Raw genomic sequence first — 23,023 nt, 5'->3', positions numbered from 1 at the left:
GACAGTTGGTTGTAGTAAGTAATTACAGTTGATTTGTAATATAACCTAAGCATATAACCCCGTTATGTGTTGCTTTTTTTAGAATAAATATTGTCTAAGGATGGTATCATAAGTGATTATTAATATGTTGTTTTGTGAAAAAAGTAAAGCGTCGAATTAATGATTTTTACAGGTATCAACAACAACATAAAAACAAAAATTAGTAATAGATTGATTTTTCAAAACAAAAAAGAGGATGAACTGGTATGTAGTGTATACAAAACCGAAATGGGAGAAGAAGGTAGCGGAACAATTAGTGAAATTGAATATAGAGTGTTATTGTCCATTAGTGATTAAAGAAAGACAATGGTCTGATCGAAAGAAAAAGATTGAGGTGCCGCTGTTTAATTCCTATGTTTTTGTACGGTTAAAAGAAGCCGATAGGAATTTGGTTTTTCAATCTGCGGGGGCAGTACGTTATTTGTTTTGGTTGGGGAAACCTGCCATTGTGAGAGAGGAGGAGATCAATACCATTAGGCATTGGTTGGAAAAACCCAATGCAACGGATATTTGTGTTTTGCCTTATCAAGTAGGAGATAAAATAAAATTAGAATCAGGGCCGTTTTTGGATCAGGAAGCAACCATTCAAGAAGTCAATAAAACCCATTGTGTTTTAATTTTGGAATCGTTGGGCTGTGTTTTGAAAATGGAAATTAATAAAGATTAAAGTGCTTAATTGAATACTAAAGTAAATTAAATAAAGATGAAGAAAATACTTATTACAGGTGGTGCAGGATTTATTGGTTCACATGTTGTACGCTTGTTTGTTACCAAATACGTCGATTATCATATCTATAATTTAGATGCCTTGACTTATGCTGGGAATTTAGAAAACTTAGCTGATATTGAAAACGCTTCCAATTATACATTCGTTAAAGGTGATATTGCTGACGAAAAATTTGTTTCAGAATTGTTTCAATTGCATCAATTTGATGGAGTGATTCATCTAGCAGCCGAGTCTCATGTGGATCGTTCTATTGTAGATCCTATGGCATTTGTGAAAACCAATGTCATTGGAACCGTTAATTTACTGAATGCTTCTAGAAAAATATGGGAAGATCAATACGAGGGAAAAAGATTTTATCACATCAGTACTGATGAGGTGTATGGAAGTTTGGGAGCCGAAGGCTTGTTTACTGAAACCACGGCTTACGACCCCAATTCCCCTTATTCAGCATCTAAAGCTAGTTCCGACCATTTTGTACGAGCATACGGAGAAACCTATGGTCTGCCCTATGTCTTGACTAATTGTTCCAATAATTACGGGCCGAATCATTTTCCGGAAAAATTAATCCCTTTGTTTATCAATAATATTATAGAAAATAAGCCGTTACCGGTATATGGCGATGGCAATTATACACGCGATTGGTTGTTTGTAGTGGATCATGCTAGAGCCATTGATTTGGTTTTTCATTCGGGAAAGAATCATGAGACATACAATATTGGTGGTTTTAATGAATGGAAAAACATTGACCTAGTTCGATTGTTGTGTGGTATTATGGATACTAAATTAGGACGTGAGGCAGGGGAATCGGCGCAATTGATTACTTATGTAAAAGACAGGCCTGGGCATGATTTGCGTTATGCTATTGATGCTTCCAAAATAAACAGCGAATTGGGTTGGTCTCCTTCGGTTACTTTTGAGGAAGGATTAGAACAAACGGTCAATTGGTATTTGGCTAATACGGCTTGGTTGAAAAATGTAACTTCAGGAGCTTATGCCTCTTATTATGAGAAACAGTATAAGGAGGTTAGAGGTTAGATGAGGGACGTTAGAAGTTGGAAGGGATTTTTGGTTTTACATTGGGTGTTATTAGATGTAAATCTGCTGATTTCACAAGGTTAAGTACATCTGAAATCAAAAATTCATTAATCAAAAATCAGCAATCATTTTATAGTAATTATTATAAAGTAACCAGTTGGGTGAAATTAATCAGATTCACCTAAAAAAAAAGACAGTTCTACTATAAATTTAAAATTATTTAGAACCAAAATGTCAGTCTGAGCTGATTCTGATCTGAGCTTTTCGAAGGGTTTAAGACCCCATAAAGGATAGATTTCGACTCCCGAAACTTCGGGACAATTTGACAACAGGTATAAAAATTAACTATTAAATTAATTTCACCTAACGGGTTAAAGTAGTATTTTCGCTTTTTTTATAAAAGATTTGATTTAAAGACCATAAAAAACAGGATGAATTCAGATAATAAGATTGCAGTTATTGGTTTAGGATATGTAGGTTTGCCTTTGGCGAGACTTTTTGCTACAAAATATGCTGTGGTTGGTTTTGATATTAATCAAAATAGAATAGATGAATTGCACTCTGGTTTCGATAGTACACTTGAAATTAGCAATGAAATATTGCAGTCTGTGCTAGTGAAAGAGAATCCTTCTTCCAAAAAGAATGATTCTCAAAGTAAAGGTTTGTATTGTTCTTCGGATATAGCAGACATTAAAGATTGTAATTATTATATCGTTACTGTTCCTACCCCTGTGGATAAGAATAATAGCCCTGATTTGACTCCTTTGTATAAATCTTCTGAAACGGTGGGTAAGGTGTTGAAAAAAGGAGATGTTGTGATTTATGAATCTACGGTTTATCCGGGAGTTACTGAGGAAGAATGTGTTCCTGTTTTAGAAAAAGTATCAGGTTTGAAATTCAATATTGATTTTTTTGCGGGTTATTCACCAGAGCGAATTAATCCAGGCGATAAAGAACATACGGTAGATAAAATATTAAAAGTGACCTCAGGTTCAACTCCTGAAGTAGGACAAAAAGTAAATGAATTGTACTTGTCAGTTATCACCGCAGGAACTTATTTGGCACCAAGTATCAAAGTGGCCGAAGCCGCTAAGGTGATTGAAAATTCGCAACGCGATATTAATATTGCCTTTGTCAATGAATTGGCTAAAATATTCAATTTGATGCATATTGATACGCATGAAGTTTTGGCTGCTGCCGGAACCAAATGGAATTTTTTGCCTTTCAAACCAGGATTAGTTGGTGGGCATTGTATCGGTGTTGACCCGTATTATTTGGCACAAAAAGCGCAAGAAATAGGTTATCATCCTGAAATAATTTTAGGAGGAAGGCGTTTGAATGATAGCATGGGGGAATATGTTGCTTCGCAAATTGTCAAATTGATGATTAAAAAAGGAATCACCGTCAATGAAGCTAGTCTATTGTTATTAGGGATTACTTTCAAGGAAAACTGTCCTGATGTTCGCAATACTAAAATAGTAGATTTGATTTTAGCGCTAAAAGACTATGGTGTTAAAGTAACGGTTTTTGATCCATTGGCTAATCCCGAAGGAGTAATGAAAGAATATAAAATTGAAACAATTGCTATAGCACCAACTCAAAAATTTGATGCTGTTGTTTTAGGTGTAGCGCATACTGAATTTTTGAATATGGAATTATCGCAATTCAGAAATAAAATGAGTATTCTTTATGATGTGAAAGGCGTATTGAAAGAAGGGGTTGACGGGAGGTTGTGATTTGGTGCTACTGATAATGTTTTATACTGTGTAGCCCTTCGACAGGCTCAGGGTGACAATGTTATCGTTATTACGTATGTACTAAAACTGTCGAGAAGTACTGGTTGGAGTTAACGAGGTTCTCGGTTCTCGATACAAATTTTCAGAAAAAGCTATTCGCATTTTCTGAAAATTCACTCGAACTGACGGTGGTTCTCGATACAATTTTTAATAGTAAAGCTGTCGCATACTATTAAAAATCACTCGAACTGACGGTGGTTCTCGGTTCTCGATACAAATTTTCAGAAAAAGCTATTCGCATTTTCTGAAAATTCACTCGAACTGACGGTGCTAAATAATACGACATATTCGTCACTTCGAGTGTTTTGATTTGGGAGATTTTGAATAATAAGTTGATGTTCAATAAATCAAAATGTATCGAGAAGCGCTATTTTAAAATTCACTCGAACTGACGGGGGTCTCGACCCTTCGATAAGCTCAGGGCAGGCTTAGCTTAGCCTGACAAAGCGTGTAAGGTTTGTGATGAAAGTTTATCAAATCGAGTGGATTTGAAATTCTTTTAAGGAGAATGGGTCTCGACTGTACTTCGGCTCCGCTCAGTATAAACTACTCGACCTGACAAAGCGTGTAATATTAATTGTCAACGTTAGGCACATCATGAGCAAGTCGAGATGAATTAAGAAAAGTAAGATCTTAGTAAAATAAGATATTTAAAATTATATAAATTAGAATATGGAAAACAAAAAATCCGTAACGCATGTAATCCTTACAGGAGGAATAGGGAGTCGATTGTGGCCCTTATCCCGTAAAAGTCAACCCAAACAGTATTTGTCCTTGTTTGAAGGGAAGTCTTTGTTTGAATTGACCGTAGAGCGCAATCGAACGATCGCTGACCAGGTGATGGTGGTAGGGAATGTTGATAACTGTCATTTGAGTAAAAAAGTGATGGAAAAAGCAGCTATTCCATACGTTAATATTGTGGAATCAACGCCAAGGAATACGGCTGCAGCGATTGCCTTTGCCGCTTTTGCTTCGCAACCCGATGATATTTTGATTGTTACTCCTTCGGATCATATTATCGACGCAATGGATAAATATGAAGAAGCCATACAAGAGGCTATTGAAAAAGCTGACAATGGATTTATCGTAACTTTTGGAATTAGTCCAACTAAGCCTGAAACGGGTTATGGATATATTGAACGCAAAGGAGATGCCGTAATTTCTTTTAGAGAAAAACCAAACCAAATTACAGCGATGAATTTTATCGCCAAAGGTAATTTTTTATGGAACAGTGGCATGTTCTGTTTTAAAGCCAGTGTGTTTTTGGATGAGCTAAAAGCTTTTCAGCCGGAAGTATATGAAAAATCCAAAATAGCATGGGAAAATAATAAAGAAGGTGCGTTGGATTTAGAACTTTCATTAAATATTCCCTCCATTAGTGTAGATTATGCGGTAATGGAACGCAGTAAAAAGATTAAAGTAGTAGCTTCTTCTTTTATTTGGTCTGATTTAGGTTCTTTTGAATCTGTTTATGATTATTTAAAATCAAAAGGACATCCTGTTGATGAAAATGGGAATATGGCTATTGGGACCAATAAGTTTACTGCTTTTGTTGGAACCAAGGATACTATTTTCGTTTTTACCGATGATGCCAATTTAATTTTGAAAAAGAAATCATCACAAGATGTAAAATATGTTTACAATGCTTTAGAAAAAGAGCAATCGGTACTATTGAATTAATTCATGTAAACTTAACGTTAAGATATCACTTTGTTTAGTGATATTTTTTTTGCTTTGTCTTGATTCAAAGCAAGATGAAGGTGGTGGTGATTTGAAAATCACCAAGTTGTTCAAACGAGTTTGGTTTTTTTTGGGATTAACCGAGATAAACTAACTATATTTGCCGCAAAAAAAATATCCGTTTCAGCTCTTAAAAATGGGAGTGTGAACGGCGAAGCCGTGGGATTACACAAGATGTTTGAGGTTTAACAGCGCTTTTTTTTATAATTAAAAGAGTAAGAAAACAATGAATAAAGAAACTAAAATTTATATTGCTGGGCATAAAGGCATGGTGGGTAGTGCAATTTGGAGAGCATTATCAGCCAAAGGATATCAAAATTTGATAGGAGCCTCTAGTAAAGAATTGGATTTAAGAAACCAGCAAGCGGTCAAAGACTTTATTGCTACCGAAAAACCTGAGGTTGTAATTGATGCCGCAGCCAAAGTGGGAGGTATTTTGGCCAACAATAATTATCCGTATCAATTTTTGATGGAAAATATGTTAATCCAAAATAATTTAATTGATTCGGCTTTACAAGCGGGTATTGAGAAGTTTATTTTCTTAGGAAGTTCTTGTATATATCCCAAATTAGCTCCTCAACCCTTAAAGGAAGATTATTTATTGACTGATTCTTTAGAACCAACCAATGAATGGTATGCTATCGCTAAAATTTCAGGAGTAAAAGCCTGTGAAGCGATACGCAAACAATTCAATAAAGATTATGTGAGTTTGATGCCTACTAATTTATATGGTATTCACGATAATTTTGATTTAACCAGTTCGCATGTGTTGCCAGCGATGGTTCGTAAATTTCATGAAGCCAAGGAAAATAATCATGCCCCTGTTAGTCTTTGGGGAAGCGGAACTCCTATGCGTGAATTTCTATTTGTAGATGATATGGCTCAAGCGGTGGTTTTTGCTTTAGAAAATAGATTGCCAGAGCACTTATATAATGTAGGTACAGGAGAGGATTTAACGATTAAAGAACTAGCAGAAACTATTCAAAGAGTAATTGGTCATGAAGGATCCATCGACTGGGATAGTACTAAGCCAGATGGAACACCGAGAAAATTAATGGATATTTCCAAAATGCATAGTTTAGGATGGAAGCATCAAGTGGAATTGGAAGAAGGAATTAGGAAAACGTATACTTGGTTTTTAGAAAATCAGGATAAATTTAAAGAAGTGAAGATGTAAAATCGTTTACCGTCTTTCGTCCATCGTCTTTCGTCTTTCGTCCTTCGAGCAACGTCCATCGAGCAACGTCTAACGAACAACGAATAACGAACAACGGAAATCGAACATCGAACAACGGAAATCGAACAACGATAATGTAATATTTATGGAATCGAATTTAGAAGTTTGGAAATTAGCGCATCAATTAACTATTGCGGTTTATCGTACTACTGAATCGTTTCCTAAAAATGAACAATTTGGGCTTACTAGTCAAGTAAGAAGAAGTGCTAGTAGTGTACCAACAAATATAATTGAAGGTCAGGCTAGACAGTATAAAAAAGAATTTATTCAATTCTTATATATTGCAAAAGGGTCTTTAGAGGAAACTAATTATCATTTGTATTTGTCTAAAGATTTGGGGTATATAGCGGAAAGTGAGTATGTCGTTCTTTTGGATTTATGTACAAGAATAAAAATGATGCTTTATAAATTAATAAAATCCTTGTAGGATAAGTTAATCGTTGACCGTCTATCGTTGCTCGTCCATCGAACAGCGAATAACGAACAGCGAACAACGTCTATAGTCTGTCGTTCATCGTTCATCGTCCAACGAATAGCGAATAACGAACAACGAATAACGAACAACGAATAACGAACAACGAATAACGAATAACGAATAACGAATAACGAATAACGAATAACGAATATCGAACAACGAATAACGAATATCGAACAACGAATAACGAATATCGAACAACGAATAACGAATATCGAACAACGAATATGAATACCAAGCAAAAAACAGCATTAGTTACAGGAATCACAGGTCAAGATGGATCGTATTTAGCCGAATTATTATTAGAAAAAGGATATATGGTTCATGGTGTGAAACGCCGTGCTTCCTCTTTCAATACGCAGAGAATTGACCATTTGTATGTGGATCAACATGAGAATCATGTGAATTTTAAATTGCATTATGGTGATTTGACGGATTCAACTAATATTATTAGAATCATTCAAGAGGTACAACCGGATGAAATTTACAATCTGGGGGCGATGTCTCATGTGAAAGTTTCTTTTGATTCTCCTGAATATGTTGCTAATGTGGACGGAATGGGAACCTTAAGGATATTAGAAGCAGTTCGTATTTTGGGTCTTGAAAAGAAAACCAGAATCTATCAAGCTTCTACTTCTGAATTGTATGGGGGATTGGCTGAAAATAAAAATGCTGCAGGTTTCTATGATGAGAACTCACCCTTTTATCCTCGTTCGCCTTATGGTGTGGCTAAAATTTATGGTTTTTGGATTACTAAAAACTACCGTGAAGCTTATGATATGTATGCTTGTAATGGAATCTTATTCAACCACGAATCACCAAGAAGAGGAGAGACTTTTGTGACCCGTAAAATCACGATGGCAACGGCTGCTATTGCATTAGGAAAACAAGATTGTTTGTACTTAGGGAACTTAAACTCACAAAGAGACTGGGGACATGCCAAAGACTATGTAGAGGCCATGTGGAGAATCTTACAACAAGACAAGGCCGAAGATTATGTAATTGCTACTGGAGTAACGACTTATATCCGTGATTTTGTGCGTTTGTCTTTTGCTGAGGTAGGAATGGAATTGGCTTTTGAAGGTGAAAACGAAAATGAAATTGCTAAGGTTGTAGCTTGCAATAATCCAGAATATCAGTTAGCATTAGGTACTGTAGTGGTACGTGTAGATCCACAATATTACCGCCCAACCGAAGTAGATTTGCTAATAGGAGACCCTACTAAGTCTAAAACGCAATTGGGTTGGAAACCCCAATACGATTTGGCAGGATTGGTGAAGGAAATGGTGGCTAGTGATTTGAGAATTAAAATTTAAAAATTGAAAAATTTAGTTTTCAAATCATATTTATATTTGTTTCTTTCACAATCTATTAGTTTAGTGATAAATATATTAATGAGCATAGTTATTCCGAAGTTACTGAATGTGGAAACTTTTGGCTATTGGCAATTATTTTTATTTTACACTTCTTTTGTAGGTTTTTTTCATTTCGGACTTAATGATGGAATTTATCTTCGGTACGGAGGTAAAAATTTAGAACATTTAAATGGTGGTCTCTTAAAAGCACAGTTTTTATTTCTGTTTTTTCTACAAATTATTTTGGCAATTAGTTTCTTTATTTATCAATATTTCTATGGTCGGGAGGATTTAAATCAAATAATTGTTTTTGTAGTTATATTTATGATTATTAGTAATTTAACTTCTTTTATGACCAGTGTTTTTCAAGCGGTCAACAAGTTGAATTTTTTTTCTATTTTAACTATAATAACGAGTTCAACATTCTTGCTTTTTATCGGTTTATTATTTCTTTTTAATAAATTTAATTTACTTTACATAACATTAAGTTATACTATTTCTTATTTTCTTGGTCTAATTTATGTTTTATATAAATCAAAAAATATTTTATTAAGTAAAATAGACTGGAGTTATAGAAAAACATTTTTATCTGAGTGCAAACTAAATACTGTGGTTGGATTTTTTTTGATGATTTCAACTATTTCAAGTATACTTATTTTAGGAGTTGGAAGATTTGCAATTGAAAAAAAATGGGGTGTTGTTACTTTTGGTGTAATCTCTTTATGTTTTACAATAACAACCCTGTTGCTTTTTTTTATAAGGCAAATTGGATTAGTTATTTTTCCGTTACTAAAGAAAGTAAATATTGAATTACAGAAGAAATATTTTTCTTTAAGTATTAATATTCTCAATATAATTCTTCTTGGTTGTTTGCTATTACTACCATTAATTAATTTTATTATCTTGGGGTGGTTGCCGAAATATTCGGATAGTTTGAATTATTTTATATTTATTTTGCCTTTGGTTATTTATGAAGGTAAAACACAAATAATTCTTGTTACCTATATGAAAGTACAACGAAAAGAGAAAGAATTGATGTATATTAATGTGGTTTCTATGCTTTTTTCTTTTTTACTTTGTGGGGTTGGATATTACTTTAGCTCAATTGTTTTTATTATTATTGCGATGACATTTTCTTCCATAGTAAGAGGTTCTATTTTAGAGTATTTTCTGAATTTAAAAATGGGTGCGCCTAACACAGAATCTTTAATTGTTGTTTTTTCGATGACGGTTTTGTTTGGTTTATTTTTTAATTTTTTTGAAAGTAAAGTTGCTTGGTTTTCTTATTTAGCTATATACGGTCTTTATTTGATTTCAAACATGAATAGTATCAAACAAATTAGAAAAGAAGTAAAACTATTTTTTTAACAATGGAAATTTTTATAAACTTACTTTTTTTATCAATTGGTTTTTTTTTTATAACTAGAAGGCAAAAAGTATATTCATCGCTTGTTAATCATTTTACTATTTTTGGATTTGTTTGGCCTTTTATAACAGTTGGAACACAATTGGCTTATCCAAAACAAGTTGCTATTGAGGTAGTAATTTTCTATTATATCTGTTGGTTTGCTTACATCTTTGGCTCATCTTTGTTTAAGCATAACTTCTCTAAGGTTATCGAAATTTCTAGCACTACATACTCGAGAATAAAAATTTTAATAATTTTTTTATTCTTATTTTGTATAATATCCAATTGGGAGTTACTTTCACTAATTTTAAATATTGGTAATTTACTGGCTTGGGCAGCACTAAGAAAGGAAAATGGTTTTGAGGATTTAGATTCAAATATTTTCTTTACTTTATTTCAAAGAGTTTACTTGGTTTTTATTCCACTAGGAATATTTTTATTTAAAAATCAAAAGATTTCTAAAATATTTTTATCAGTTCTCATATTTTCAGGTTTTATATTTTCTATTTTAAAATTTACTAGGGCTCCCATTTTAAATTTATTCATAGTTCTTTTAGTTTCTTACGTTTATATTTACAAAAAAAAACTCCCACTATTTTCAATAATGGTTTCTGTTTTGATCATTTTTTTAATATTTGGCGGTTCCATGCTTATCTTAACAAAGGATTCTAGTGGATATAATCTAGTAGATGATATTAATTTATATCTATTTGGTGGTCAGGTTGCTTATCAAGATTTTTTTGATGGTAGTTATATTGATAACATGAGGTATGATATAAATAATTACTCATTAGATTTTGTTAATTATATTCTTAAGAAAGTTGGTTTTATTGATACTTATCCTTCTTATGTTCGAGAATATACAAATAATCCTATTGTCATTACAAATATTTATACTTTTCTTGATGCATTTACTTATGATTTAGGAATAGTTGGTGCCCTTATTGGTGCTTTTGTTATGGGATTGTTTTCAGACTATAGCTATCGTATTTATAATAGTAGAAGAAATATTTTTGCATTAGTTTTTTACGGTTATATATGTTATTTTAATTGCTTTGTCTTCGCCAATAACGAATTTATTCGTTTTCCAGTATTGTTAACTGCTGTCTCATTAATTTTTTACAACTTTTTGGTTAAAATTAAATATGAAAAATAAGAATTTTAATGAATGCTTTATCAGGATTGTTATTTTAAATTACAATGAATCTAAATATACAATCTCCTTAATTGATCAATTAAGGAATCAAACCTTTCTGAATTGGGAAATTGTAGTAGTAGATAATTGTAGTCGTGAAGATCAAGTTGTACTTTTGAAGGAAAATTTACCTTCGGATGTATTCGCTATATTTTCTGAAGAAAACTTAGGATATGCAAAAGGAAACAATTTGGGATTAAAATATTCTGGAATAAATGAAATCGATTATTTTTTGGTTTTAAATAATGATTTAATTATTGAAGATGAAAAGTTTATTGAGGAGCTTATTAAAGGCATGATTGCTTATGAAAGAGACAATGTCGTGGCCTCATCACCTATAGTAAATACAGTATCAACGAAGATTCCATTAGAAGATCAAATTCAAGTTAGAAGAGTTTTGTCCTTAAGGAGTACTTTTTTAATTAACATACCTTTATTTAAACTTTTTACTAAAAATATAGAATCTAAGTTTTTATATAAGAAGAACATGCCATTTTTAAATAAATACATGAAATGTGATAGTATAAATGGAGCCGCATTTATTATAGAATCAGAATTTATTAAAAGTAATAATTATTTAGATGATGGTACATTTCTTTATTATGAGGAAATTATCTTGGGAAAGCAAATTAAAAATGCGGGTAATACTTGTCTACTCAATGGTTTTACATTTGTCGATCATTTACAGGGTATTTCTACAAAGAGTTCGACTAACAATATAAGTGTAAAAATGGAACGATTAAAATATAAAAGTTCTTTATACTATTTAAAGAAATACGAAAATATGAATACCATCAGTTGTTTTTTATATAGTTTTTTGAGTGAAATTACAATTTTTATAAAAGTACTAATAAATAAATTTAAATAGTATGAGAATTGCTATACTATGTATTGCCCATGAATTATCTCCAAATCTAAAATTGATGTTGGGTAATTTGTCTAAAGATTTTGATATTTATGTTCATATGGATTCTAAATATGGAGAAATAGATGAAAAAGATTTCCCGAAAAATGTCTTTTTCATAAAAAATAGAATAAAGGTTTATTGGTCAGATTCTAGTCAAATAAGAGCAATGTACAACTTATTGGAGTCAAGTTTTAATACTAATTATTCTCATTATTTATTTATTTCTGGAGCCGATTTCCCAATCAAGTCAAATCAGTTTATATTAGATTTTTTTAAAGATAATAAAAATAGTTACTTGGATATTTCTCCTTTACCTAAAGTGCAGTGGTCTAGTGTAGGAGGAGGAAAAGACAGATTTGAAAAATTTTGGCTAACAAAATTTAATAATAGGAAAATCACCTGTATATTAGGTAAAATAACATTGTTTGTTCAAAAAACTATAAATTTCAAACGTAAATCTTTGCCTATCGAATACTATGGAGGTTCAAATTGGAGTAATTTATCACATGAGGCTGTTGCTTATATATTAGATTACCTACAAACTAATCCATCTTTTATGGAAAGTACAAAATATACTTTTCAGATGGATGAGATTTGGATTCAAACAATTTTAAAGACGTCACAACATTTAGAAGTAATAAATAATGATCTTAGATATACTGACTGGGTTTCTGGGCCAGACTTCCCAAGAACTTTAGATTTAAAAGATTATGATTTATTAACATGTTCTGAAGCATTTTTTGCGAGAAAAGTAAGTAGCACTAATTTATCTTTACAGAATAAGATTTTGAACAATTTTATAAAAAAATAGTCAAACTCTTAGGATTATTTCAGCAAGGGAGATTAATTAATAGTAAGAATTAAATATTTTTTATTTAACCTTAAAATATATTTTTGTATTTCAATCTTATAGTCTTGATATTAATTATTGATACAAAACTTGAGGGGTTTTACCAGTAATAAAATTAGTTTTAATTATAGTAGAGAAATATAAGTAGTTATTAAATAAATATGATTATAATTAAAGTTACGGGTGGTTTAGGAAATCAATTATTTCAATATGCGTTTGCTAAATACATTGAGAAATCATTAAATATCAATGTGAAATACGATATGCAAACCATTCTGGAAGCTACCAATTTTACAAAAAGAAATCTCGATATTGAAAAATTTAAAGTAATCTTACCTATCGCTTGTGATCGGGATGTAAGTTTTTTTTTAAAATTTAGAACTGGCATTTTATGGCGGATCGAAAGAAAATTTAATCAAATTCTTCAGAGATTAAATAGCAAATATCTTGTTCAAAAGAACGCTCATTCATTAGATATTCCCATAAAAGATAATGCTTACTATGACGGTTATTGGCAATGTTATCAATATGTTGACGAGGTTCGGGATTTGATACTTCAAGAAATTAAAGCGCCTGAAAGTTTTTATAAAAAGCAACAAAATCTTTTGAGTCAAATGCAAAATTCTAATTCTGTTGCCATACACGTCCGAAGGGATGATTATATCAATATTAAAGTTAATGCTTTGTTATTTGAAGTTTGTGATTTAGATTATTACAACGAGGCGATTACTGTTATATCTAAAAATTTAGAAAATCCGCATTTTTTTATTTTTTCACAAGACGAACAATGGGTAAAGGATAATTTTATAGGAGATAAATTTCATTTTATAAAAGGGAATTCTGCGATAGACGATATTTTATTAATGTCACATTGTAAACACAATATAATTGCTAACAGTACTTTTAGTTGGTGGGGTGCTTGGTTAAACCCTTTCAAGGAAAAAATAGTAATTGCTCCCAAGAAATGGTATATAGGTAAAAGAAATGAGGCTACTGTGGATTTAATACCACCTGATTGGATACGAATTTGATAAATTTAATATAATAATGGTTGATTTTTATGAATAATGATAATATATTAGTATCAATTGGTATTCCCATTTATAATGCTGAAAAATATTTGCATGATACTATACAGTCTGTAATCAATCAATCTTATACTAATTGGGAATTGATTTTGGTAGATGATGGTAGTACAGATGATTCCTTAGTAATTGCTAATGCCTTTGAAGATTCTCGGATTAGAATTATTAGTGATGGTACTAATAAAGGTTTAGTTTATCGTTTGAATCAATTAAGTAATATTGCTAGGGGAGTTTATTATGCTAGAATGGATGCGGATGACATTATGCATCCTGAAAGAATAGTAAGGCAAGTAAAAATATTGGAGTTTTTTCCGGAGATCGATGTTTTAGGGACAAATGCGTATTCGATTAATGAAAATAATTTAGTAACGGGTATAAGGTTGCAATATTCAAATTGTGAAAGACTTAGAAAAGTACAGGGTTTTATTCATCCCACTGTTATGGCAAAAACATCATGGTTTTTAGCTAATCCATACGATGCTAATGCAATACGAATCGAGGATACAGAATTATGGTATCGAACTCGAATGAAGTATAATTTTCAAATCCTAGTTGAGCCATTATTGTTTTACAGAGAATTTGGCGAAGATTATTATAGAAAGTATTTTAACGGTTTTAAAGCGATGATTTATGTGTTGAAGAAATATAATTATAATCCCGCTTTATCGTTAACTTCAGCAAAATATTTCTTAACAGGAATGGTATATTATATCTTTAGCAAGTTAAAAATTGAAAATTTTTTGATTCAAAGAAGGAATCAAGTAAAAATTATGAATTTACCTATTCAGAATATTTTAGACGATATATAAAATGAAAAAAATAATCAGAACAGCTACTATTGCTCTATCATTAGATTTTTTGCTTAAAGGACAATTGTCTTTTTTGAATAGATATTATGATGTTATAGCTATTTCTGGTGATGATTGTCATTTGCAAGAAGTTCATGCTAGGGAAGGTGTTAAAACTTTACCTGTTGAAATGCATAGAAGTATTAGTGTCGTCAAAGATTTGATTTCATTATGGAAATTGTATCTTGTTTTCAAAAAAGAAAAACCAGCAATAGTTCATTCAATAACTCCTAAGGCTGGGTTGTTGAGTATGGTTGCAGCAAAACTTGCTGGTGTACCCATACGAATGCATACTTTTACGGGTTTGATATTTCCCTCTAGGACAGGAATAATGAAGCATCTTTTAATAGTTATGGATAAAACTCTTTGTTATTGTGCTACCCATATTTATCCTGAGGGAGAAGGAGTGAAAAATGATTTGGAAAAATATCACATAACAAAAAAGAAATTAAAAGTTATTGCTAATGGTAATGTCAATGGAATAGATTTATCATATTTTGATCCTAGACTAATTTCAGAAAATGAAAGAGATAGTCTTAAACAAATATTAGGAATTAAAGCTACCGATTTTGTATTTATATTTGTTGGACGTTTAGTCGGTGATAAAGGTATTAATGAATTGATTTCAGCTTTTGAACAATTAAGCTCAGAGAATAAAAATGTTAAATTATTATTGGTTGGTCCTTTTGAATCGGTTTTAGATCCATTAAAATCAGAAACGCTCCAAGATATTACTACCAATGAAAACATAATTTCAGTTGGTTTTCAGAAAGATATACGTCCCTATCTTTGTATAAGTCATTGTTTTGTTTTTCCAAGTTATAGAGAGGGTTTTCCTAATGTAGTAATGCAAGCAGGAGCAATGGGTTTGCCATGTATTGTTACAGATATTAATGGATGTAATGAAATCATAAAAGAAGGAGTTAATGGGATAATTATCCCTTCTAAAGATATAGTATCACTTTATAATGGGATGATAAAAATAATTTCGGAACCAGATTTTAAAATGCAATTAATTTCAAAAAGTAGAGAAATGATAAGTAACCGATTTAGTCAGGATATAGTATGGAAAGGTATTTTAAATGAATACTCTAAAGCGGAAAACGATGTATAAAAAAATATTAAAACCAATATTTGATTTTATTTTTGCTTTCCTAGGCTTAGTATTATTAAGTCCTATTATAATATTTGCAATTATTAGTTTGTTTTTTTCCAATGGAGGTAAACCTTTTTTCTTTCAAGTTCGTCCGGGCAAAGATGGAAAGCTTTTTAAAATTATCAAGTTCAAAACTATGAATGATAAAAAGGATTTTCAAGGCAATTTATTGCCAGATTCAAAAAGACTCACTAAAATTGGGGCTTTTGTTCGTAAAACTTCATTGGATGAAATTCCTCAGTTATTAAATGTTTTAAAAGGGGATATGAGTTTGATAGGCCCTCGACCACTTTTGCCTGAATATTTACCGTTATACAATGAAAGCCAAAAACAAAGACATAATTTAAGGCCAGGAATAACAGGTTGGGCGCAAGTCAATGGACGTAATGCAATATCTTGGAATCAGAAATTTGAATACGATGTTTGGTATGTCAATCATTGTAGCTTTTTGTTAGATGTAAAAATATTTTTCCTAACTATAAAAAAAGTTTTCCTTAGAGAAGGAGTTAATATGGAGGGGCAGGTTACTACAGAAGCATTTAAAGGGAATTAGTATGTATGTTTTTGGAGGAAGCGGACATTGTAGGGTTATTATTGATATACTAAGAAAATCAAATCAGTTTATAGTTGAAGGAATTTTGGATGATGAACCTAAAACTGATTCAATTTTAAATATACCTGTTATTAAAACACCTAGTGTTAGTTTTTTTACTGATAAATCTTTAATTATTGCAATTGGTAATAATCAGATACGAAAAAAAATAGCACTAAGATATATAAGATATGATAGTAAGTTTCTTATTTTAATTCATCCTAAAGCCGTGATTGCTGAAGATGTAATCTTAAATGAAGGTACAGTTATAATGGCAGGAGCGATAGTAAATACTTCTGCCATTATAGGTAAACATGCTATTATTAATACAGGAGCAATCATAGAACATGAGTGTTTTTTGGAAGATTATGTTCATGTTTCTCCAAATGCAGTCTTGGCAGGAGGAGTTACAGTAAGAGAGGGAGCCCATATAGGAATTGGTGCTTCGGTTATTCAAGGTATTAAAATAGGTAAATGGTCAACCGTCGGGGCGGGAGCAGTTGTTATAAGAGATGTTCCTGATTATGCTGTAGTAGTAGGGAATCCGGCTAAAGTTATAAAATATAATATAGAAAATGAATAATCAAAAAATATGGCTTTCCTCTCCACATATGGGAGGTAACGAGCAACGATTTGTGCAAGAGGCATTTGAGTCCAATTGGGTGGCACCTTTGGGGCCAAATGTTACTGGTCTTGAACAAGATTTAGAGACGTATTTAGGAAACGAAGTGCATGTAGGAGCACTTAGTTCAGGAACTGCAGCCATACATTTAGGATTGATTTTATTAGGAGTCAAAGCAGGTGATGAGGTTATTTGTCAAAGTATGACTTTTTCGGCTTCGGCAAATCCTATTTTATACCAAGGTGCTATTCCCGTTTTTGTAGATAGTGAAGAAATGACATGGAATTTATGTCCTATTGCCTTGGAAAAAGCGATTGTTGATCGTATCGCAAAAGGAAAAAAACCTAAGGCAATTATTGCTGTTCATTTATACGGAATACCCTATCAAATAGAAGCTATAAGAAGTATTGCTGATCAATTTGAAATACCCATTTTGGAAGATAGTGCAGAGGCTTTAGGAAGTAGCTATAAAGGACAAGCTTGTGGTACTTTTGGAGATATAGGAGTTCTTTCGTTTAATGGTAATAAAATCATTACAACTTCGGGTGGAGGGGCTATTATTACAAGAACAAAAGAGCTAAAAGAAAAAGCTGTTTTTTATGCCACACAGTCTCGTGACAATGCACCGCATTACCAACATAGCGAAATTGGGTATAATTATAGAATGTCTAATATATGTGCTGGCATAGGACGTGGACAGATGGAGGTATTGGATGCTCATGTAACACTACGTAGAAAAATGCATGAATTTTATGCAGGTTTATTTGCGGAAATCCCTTCCGTAACCGTCTTTGAAGTTCCTAATTCAGAGTATTATGCAAATTATTGGTTAAGTGCTATTCTTATTGAGTCTGATGAGTCCAAAGGGATAAGTGCCGAAGGATTACGTCTAGCTTTCGAGGAAGAAAATATTGAATCTCGTCCTTTGTGGAAACCAATGCATTTACAACCTGTTTTTGAACAATATCCTTATTATGGATCTTCAGTTGCTGAAAATTTGTTCCAAAAAGGATTGTGTTTACCTTCTGGATCTAATTTAAAAGAGGAAGAACGTCTACGAATAGCAACTGTAGTTGAAAGATATTTTTTAAGTGGAAAGTAAATCACAATTTTTTTTAAATCATCATTTAAAAACTTCTTGAATAAAAGGACCATATACCGGCTTTCTCAAAATATAATCTCTCTTTTCGCTGTTAAAGGAATCGATTTAGTACTCACATTGTTTTTGATTCCTTTTTTAATTGTAAAGGTAGGAATTCATAATTATGGTATTTATGCCTTTGCGATGTCGTTAATGTTGTTTTTTGTAAATGTTTTAAATTACGGTTTTGATTTATCTGCAGTTAGGGAATTAGCGATACACAAAGATGATCCTTCTAAAGTTGCTGAAATAGTTAATATGGTTATTTCGGTTAAATTTTGTTTAATCATTATTATTTATGTAATTATTATTGGGTTAATATTATTGGTGCCTATATTTTTTGAGAATAGGATTATGTATGTTTTCTCGTCGTTACTATTGGTGGGTGATTTGTTTTCCGTTAGATGGTTTTTTTTAGGCCTAGAAAAGATGAAATTTATTTCAATTATGAGTACTGTATCAACTATTATTTATGTTTTAGTTGTGCTGTTTCTTATTAAATTTCAAAGTGATTTTATATACATACCAATAGCTGAGGCGATAGGGATGTTTTTAGTATCCTTTATCTCTTTTTTATGGGTTTTAAATAAATATGAAATCAAATTTAAATTATTACCTTTTTCGAAAATAACAATTTATTTGAAAGCAAATTTCAGCAGTTTTATAAACCTTCTTTTACCCTCTACATATGGGTTAACAACAATTTTTTTAGTTGGAGTTTTTGGGGTTCCTTATGATGTTACGATTATTCAAATTGGCATGAAATTTACTAGTGCTTTTTCAACTGTCAATACAATCATGTCTACCGTTTTTTATCCGATGGTAAATAGAGATAAAAAAAATATGCGACCAACTCGATTGGTTTTATTATGCTTAGGTTTTGTACTAAGTATTTGTATGTTTTTCGGAAGTCATTTTTTAATTGTAAATTGGTTAAAATTAGAAAGTTCCACGGATTTAAAATATACTATTCAATTAATTAAGATATTAAGCCCAATCCCTTTTTTAATGGGAGTGATTTCGAGTTACGGTGTCAATGGGATTTTAGTTTATTTTAAAGATAAATTGTATAGTAAAATAACAGTTTCGACAACTTTATTAATGGTTGGTTTTGCCGCTTATTTAGTGCCTAAGTATCACTTTTTTGGAGGAGGAATTGCATTTTTATTTGGTAGGTTACTTTATGCAATCCTATTATTTATGGCTTTTTACGTTACTAATGAAAGGTTACATAAAATTAACTAAATAGAGGTGAAATGAATATAATAGTTATTCTTTCTTTGTTGATTTATATTATCTATGAATTATTTATAGCTTTAAAAAAAAGAGCAAATTCAAGGATTAAGGTCATTTTTTATGTACTTTTTACATGTCTTCATTTTGGAGTTTCTTTTGCTTCGTGTTATTTTTTAAATAAAAACGATCTAACAATTGATGCTGTAAGGTTTCATCATAATGCATTGCAATCAGATGATTGGATGTATTTGTTTAATCTTGGAAGTGATTTTATTTCTTTCCTAGTTTATCCTTTTGTCAAATTGAATGTTAGTTTTGAAGTGCTTTTTTTTCTTTTTGCTACGGTTAGTTTTAAAGGTTTTTTAATTTTATTTGATTTACTGAAATTAGATACTATTAAAGCTAGAGATAGCTGGGTTTTAATATGCTTTTTAATGCCTTCTTTACATTATTGGACAGGATTATTAGGGAAAGAGGCATTGTTAATGTATTTAATGTCACTATTGCTTGTGAAAGTGAAGCAAAGTTCATTTGATTTTTATCTTTTGGTCATCTATGGATTTATATTTTTAATTAGACCACATCTTTGTTTTGTGTTAGGATTGGCTTTTTTATTTTTTATTTTAATAGATGATGAGATTTCGAGAATAAAAAAATTAAGAGCGTTTTTATATAGTTTTGGTAGTATGTTAGTTTTGTTACCACTTGCCCTGATGTTCTTTTTAAATGTCGAAGAGTTTGATGTAAAAAGTATTAATGATTATATTAATAGATTCTTATATTATACACAAACAAATGGGCAAAGTAGAATTGATTTAATTGATACCAATGTGTTTGAAAGAATTCTGTATCTGCTTTTTATGCCTTTACCTTATTTTTACCCTATCAAAAATAAATTTCAATTAGCTGCATCTTTTGAGAATGTACTTTTCCTCTCTGGATTTTTCTATTTGGTTTTTTATTCTATTAAAAATAGAATACAATTTTATAAGATAAAATCCGAAGTTAAATATGCTTTAATGGCTGGTTTGTTAATGGTTGTTTTATTTGGTTCTTATTTATATAATTTAGGTTTAGGCAATAGAATGAGGGCTGTTTTTTTACCTTATATATTTTACTTTTTTGTATCTACTGTTGTTTTTAAAGAAGATGCGAAAGTATAATAGTTTGATTTTAAAGAAAGATTTAATATAGTAATTAGAAATGAAAATAGAAACCACTTTTATAAAAGATTTAGTCGTATTGACTCCCACTGTTTTTGAAGATGAGCGGGGGTATTTTATGGAGTCTTTTAATGATAGAAAATTAAAAGAATTAGGAATTGCTATTGATTTTGTTCAAGACAATCAGTCTTTTTCTAAAAAGGGAACTTTAAGAGGCTTGCATTACCAAAACCCTCCTTATGCACAAACCAAATTGGTAAGGGTGTTGGAAGGCGAAATTATCGATGTAGCGGTTGATTTGCGAAAAGATTCGCCTACTTATGGAAAGCATTTTGGGATCAAATTAACTGCTGAAAATAAAAAACAATTGCTCGTTCCACAAGGATTTGCTCATGGTTTTTCGGTTATTAGTGAAACGGCTGTGGTCTTGTATAAATGCGATCAGTTTTATAATAAAGAGAGTGAAGGAGGTATTCGTTATGATGATCCTGAGTTGAATATCGATTGGGGAATGGATTTAAAGGAGGCGATAGTGTCTGAAAAAGACTTAATTTTGCCTAATTTTACAAACTGTAACAGCCAATTTTAATGGAAAAGATTTTAATAACAGGAGCAAACGGGCAATTAGGGTCGGAGTTGAAAGTGATGTCTGAAACTTATTCGCAATTTGAATGGGTTTTTACGGACTGGCAAGAATTGGATTTGTGTGATTTGGAAAATCTTGAATCTCACATAAGCAGTATTAACCCTCAAATAATTATCAACTGTGCCGCTCATACCGCTGTTGATAAAGCAGAGTCAGAAATGGAATTGTCAGATGTATTGAATCATCAAGCAGTTGCTATTATGGCAAAATGGAGTTTTGAACATCATTGCAAACTAATTCATGTGTCTACCGACTATGTGTTTGACGGAAACTCCTCCATTCCATTGAATGAAGAAGCTGTGACTAATCCAATCAATGTGTATGGAGTTACTAAATTGGCGGGAGAAAAGGCCTGTTTGAAAAATAATCCAGACGCCATTATTATTAGAACTTCATGGGTGTATTCTAGTTTTGGGAATAATTTTGTCAAAACCATGTCTCGATTAATGCAAGAAAGAGAGCAATTAAACGTTGTGAAAGATCAAGTAGGAAGTCCAACGTATGCGGCCGATTTGGCACAAGCGATTATGACGATTATTGTAGGAGATAAATGGCAAGCTGGAATCTTTAATTTTTCAAATGAAGGAGCGATCAGTTGGTATGAATTTGCAGTGGCAATACAAGAAATAGGAAGATTTGATTGTGAAATTAATGGTATATCCTCCTCGGAGTATCCAACACCAGCGCGAAGACCTAATTACTCTTTGTTAGATAAAACTAAGATAAAAAGGACTTTTGATGTCATGGTTCCAGAATACAAAGAGAGTTTGAAAAAATGCATGCAACTGTTAAGGACTGTTCCATAAATAAAAATCGTTTTAATTTTAGTTTAAAAACAAAAAAATATGAAAGGAATTATATTAGCAGGAGGATCAGGTACAAGATTGCATCCTTTGACATTGGCCATGAGTAAACAAATGATGCCGGTTTATGACAAACCGATGATTTATTATCCTTTGTCAACGCTAATGTCGGCGGGAATTAATGAGATATTGATTATTTCGACTCCACACGATTTGCCTAATTTCAAAAAGTTATTAGGAGATGGGTCGGCTATAGGCTGTCAATTTAGTTACGCTGAACAGCCTATTCCCAATGGATTAGCACAAGCTTTTGTGATTGGAGAAGATTTTATAGGGGACGATAGTGTGGCTTTGGTATTAGGGGATAATATTTTCTTTGGATCAAATATGGACGAATTGTTACAATCTAATAGGAATCCAGATGGAGGAGTGGTTTTTGCGTATCATGTTTCGGATCCAGAACGTTATGGTGTAGTGGAGTTTGATAAAGATTTAACTGCTGTTTCTATTGAAGAAAAACCGGTGAAACCGAAGTCCAACTTTGCTGTGCCGGGACTTTATTTTTACGACAATTCGGTGGTGGCTATTGCTAAAAGCATTCAGCCTTCCGCTCGTGGGGAATATGAAATTACCGATGTCAATAAAGCGTACCTAGAGCAAGGAAAGTTAAAAGTAGGGATATTAAGTAGGGGTACTGCTTGGTTGGATACTGGAACCTTTAACAGCTTGATGCAAGCCGGGCAATTTGTACAGGTTATTGAAGAACGTCAGGGACTTAAAGTGGGGTGTATTGAAGAAATTGCTTGGCGACAAGGATTTATTAGTGATAAGGAATTGAAACTCTTGGCAGAGCCATTAAAAAAATCAGGTTATGGGGAGTATCTTTTAAGTTTGTTAAAGATGCTTTAAAAAAAATATAACCTTAGAATGACAATTTTTTAACACAAATTAATATAAAGACTGCTGT

Annotated in this window: 22 protein-coding genes; all 22 read left to right on the top strand. The window is 31.8% G+C overall.

Going from position 1 to position 23,023, the window contains the following annotated elements:
- Window positions 1-235: 235 nt before the first annotated feature.
- Window positions 236-706 carry a UpxY family transcription antiterminator gene (locus tag ACNH59_RS02685; RefSeq protein WP_418263913.1) on the top strand — a complete coding sequence of 157 codons (471 nt, stop codon included), beginning with the start codon at window positions 236-238 and terminating at the stop codon, window positions 704-706.
- A gap of 36 nt (window positions 707-742) precedes the next feature.
- A complete protein-coding gene (gene rfbB / locus ACNH59_RS02680) occupies window positions 743-1,801 on the top strand; it encodes a dTDP-glucose 4,6-dehydratase (RefSeq protein WP_418263912.1) in 1,059 nt (352 codons plus the stop codon).
- A 431-nt stretch (window positions 1,802-2,232) separates the two neighbouring features.
- Window positions 2,233-3,537, top strand: coding sequence for a nucleotide sugar dehydrogenase (locus ACNH59_RS02675; protein WP_418263911.1), 1,305 nt, complete (start codon window positions 2,233-2,235; stop codon window positions 3,535-3,537).
- 732 nt (window positions 3,538-4,269) lie between these two features.
- A complete protein-coding gene (locus ACNH59_RS02670) occupies window positions 4,270-5,277 on the top strand; it encodes a mannose-1-phosphate guanylyltransferase (RefSeq protein ID WP_418263910.1) in 1,008 nt (335 codons plus the stop codon).
- A gap of 286 nt (window positions 5,278-5,563) precedes the next feature.
- Window positions 5,564-6,514, top strand: coding sequence for a GDP-L-fucose synthase family protein (locus tag ACNH59_RS02665; RefSeq protein WP_418263909.1), 951 nt, complete (start codon window positions 5,564-5,566; stop codon window positions 6,512-6,514).
- Window positions 6,515-6,659: 145 nt separating this feature from the next.
- A complete protein-coding gene (locus ACNH59_RS02660; protein WP_418263908.1) occupies window positions 6,660-7,001 on the top strand; it encodes a four helix bundle protein in 342 nt (113 codons plus the stop codon).
- Window positions 7,002-7,276: 275 nt separating this feature from the next.
- Window positions 7,277-8,365: a GDP-mannose 4,6-dehydratase gene (gene gmd / locus ACNH59_RS02655; RefSeq protein ID WP_418263907.1), complete on the top strand. Its 1,089-nt coding sequence runs from the start codon at window positions 7,277-7,279 to the stop codon at window positions 8,363-8,365.
- Window positions 8,366-8,368: 3 nt separating this feature from the next.
- Complete coding sequence (locus ACNH59_RS02650) at window positions 8,369-9,772, top strand: oligosaccharide flippase family protein (protein ID WP_418263906.1); 1,404 nt, start codon at window positions 8,369-8,371, stop codon at window positions 9,770-9,772.
- A 2-nt stretch (window positions 9,773-9,774) separates the two neighbouring features.
- Window positions 9,775-10,968 (top strand): O-antigen polymerase, encoded by a 1,194-nt coding sequence (locus ACNH59_RS02645; protein WP_418263905.1) that lies wholly within the window; start codon window positions 9,775-9,777, stop codon window positions 10,966-10,968.
- The gene (locus ACNH59_RS02640) at window positions 10,958-11,875 is read left to right on the top strand and encodes a glycosyltransferase family 2 protein (protein ID WP_418263904.1); all 918 of its coding nucleotides are present in this window, start codon (window positions 10,958-10,960) and stop codon (window positions 11,873-11,875) included. Before ACNH59_RS02645 ends, ACNH59_RS02640 begins: the two co-directional genes overlap by 11 nt.
- Window position 11,876: 1 nt before the next feature.
- Entirely contained in the window at window positions 11,877-12,725 is an 849-nt protein-coding gene (locus tag ACNH59_RS02635; protein WP_418263903.1) for a beta-1,6-N-acetylglucosaminyltransferase, read from the top strand.
- Window positions 12,726-12,925: 200 nt separating this feature from the next.
- Window positions 12,926-13,795 carry an alpha-1,2-fucosyltransferase gene (locus ACNH59_RS02630; RefSeq protein WP_418263902.1) on the top strand — a complete coding sequence of 290 codons (870 nt, stop codon included), beginning with the start codon at window positions 12,926-12,928 and terminating at the stop codon, window positions 13,793-13,795.
- Window positions 13,796-13,824: 29 nt separating this feature from the next.
- Window positions 13,825-14,658 carry a glycosyltransferase family 2 protein gene (locus ACNH59_RS02625; RefSeq protein WP_418263901.1) on the top strand — a complete coding sequence of 278 codons (834 nt, stop codon included), beginning with the start codon at window positions 13,825-13,827 and terminating at the stop codon, window positions 14,656-14,658.
- A 1-nt stretch (window position 14,659) separates the two neighbouring features.
- On the top strand, window positions 14,660-15,811 hold the full coding sequence (locus tag ACNH59_RS02620; protein WP_418263900.1) for a glycosyltransferase family 4 protein: 1,152 nt from the start codon (window positions 14,660-14,662) through the stop codon (window positions 15,809-15,811).
- Window positions 15,804-16,406: a sugar transferase gene (locus ACNH59_RS02615; RefSeq protein ID WP_418263899.1), complete on the top strand. Its 603-nt coding sequence runs from the start codon at window positions 15,804-15,806 to the stop codon at window positions 16,404-16,406. The genes ACNH59_RS02620 and ACNH59_RS02615 overlap by 8 nt, the downstream gene beginning before the upstream one ends.
- Before the next feature lies 1 nt (window position 16,407).
- On the top strand, window positions 16,408-17,028 hold the full coding sequence (locus tag ACNH59_RS02610; protein WP_418263898.1) for an acetyltransferase: 621 nt from the start codon (window positions 16,408-16,410) through the stop codon (window positions 17,026-17,028).
- Window positions 17,021-18,169 (top strand): DegT/DnrJ/EryC1/StrS family aminotransferase, encoded by a 1,149-nt coding sequence (locus ACNH59_RS02605; RefSeq protein ID WP_418263897.1) that lies wholly within the window; start codon window positions 17,021-17,023, stop codon window positions 18,167-18,169. Before ACNH59_RS02610 ends, ACNH59_RS02605 begins: the two co-directional genes overlap by 8 nt.
- Window positions 18,170-18,205: 36 nt before the next feature.
- Window positions 18,206-19,453, top strand: coding sequence for an oligosaccharide flippase family protein (locus ACNH59_RS02600; RefSeq protein WP_418263896.1), 1,248 nt, complete (start codon window positions 18,206-18,208; stop codon window positions 19,451-19,453).
- Window positions 19,454-19,464: 11 nt separating this feature from the next.
- Window positions 19,465-20,607 carry a hypothetical protein gene (locus tag ACNH59_RS02595; protein ID WP_418263895.1) on the top strand — a complete coding sequence of 381 codons (1,143 nt, stop codon included), beginning with the start codon at window positions 19,465-19,467 and terminating at the stop codon, window positions 20,605-20,607.
- Between the two features lie 40 nt (window positions 20,608-20,647).
- A complete protein-coding gene (rfbC, locus tag ACNH59_RS02590; protein WP_418263894.1) occupies window positions 20,648-21,196 on the top strand; it encodes a dTDP-4-dehydrorhamnose 3,5-epimerase in 549 nt (182 codons plus the stop codon).
- Window positions 21,196-22,059, top strand: coding sequence for a dTDP-4-dehydrorhamnose reductase (gene rfbD, locus ACNH59_RS02585; protein ID WP_418263893.1), 864 nt, complete (start codon window positions 21,196-21,198; stop codon window positions 22,057-22,059). The genes rfbC and rfbD overlap by 1 nt, the downstream gene beginning before the upstream one ends.
- A 39-nt stretch (window positions 22,060-22,098) precedes the next feature.
- Window positions 22,099-22,965, top strand: a complete 867-nt coding sequence (gene rfbA / locus ACNH59_RS02580) for a glucose-1-phosphate thymidylyltransferase RfbA (RefSeq protein WP_418263892.1) — start codon at window positions 22,099-22,101, stop codon at window positions 22,963-22,965.
- Window positions 22,966-23,023: the final 58 nt, after the last annotated feature.

Source organism: Flavobacterium faecale, from assembly GCF_048320115.1.
GTDB lineage: Bacteria > Bacteroidota > Bacteroidia > Flavobacteriales > Flavobacteriaceae > Flavobacterium > Flavobacterium faecale_A.
Note: the sequence above shows the minus strand (reverse complement) of the source record. Positions and strands in the feature narration are given on the sequence as shown.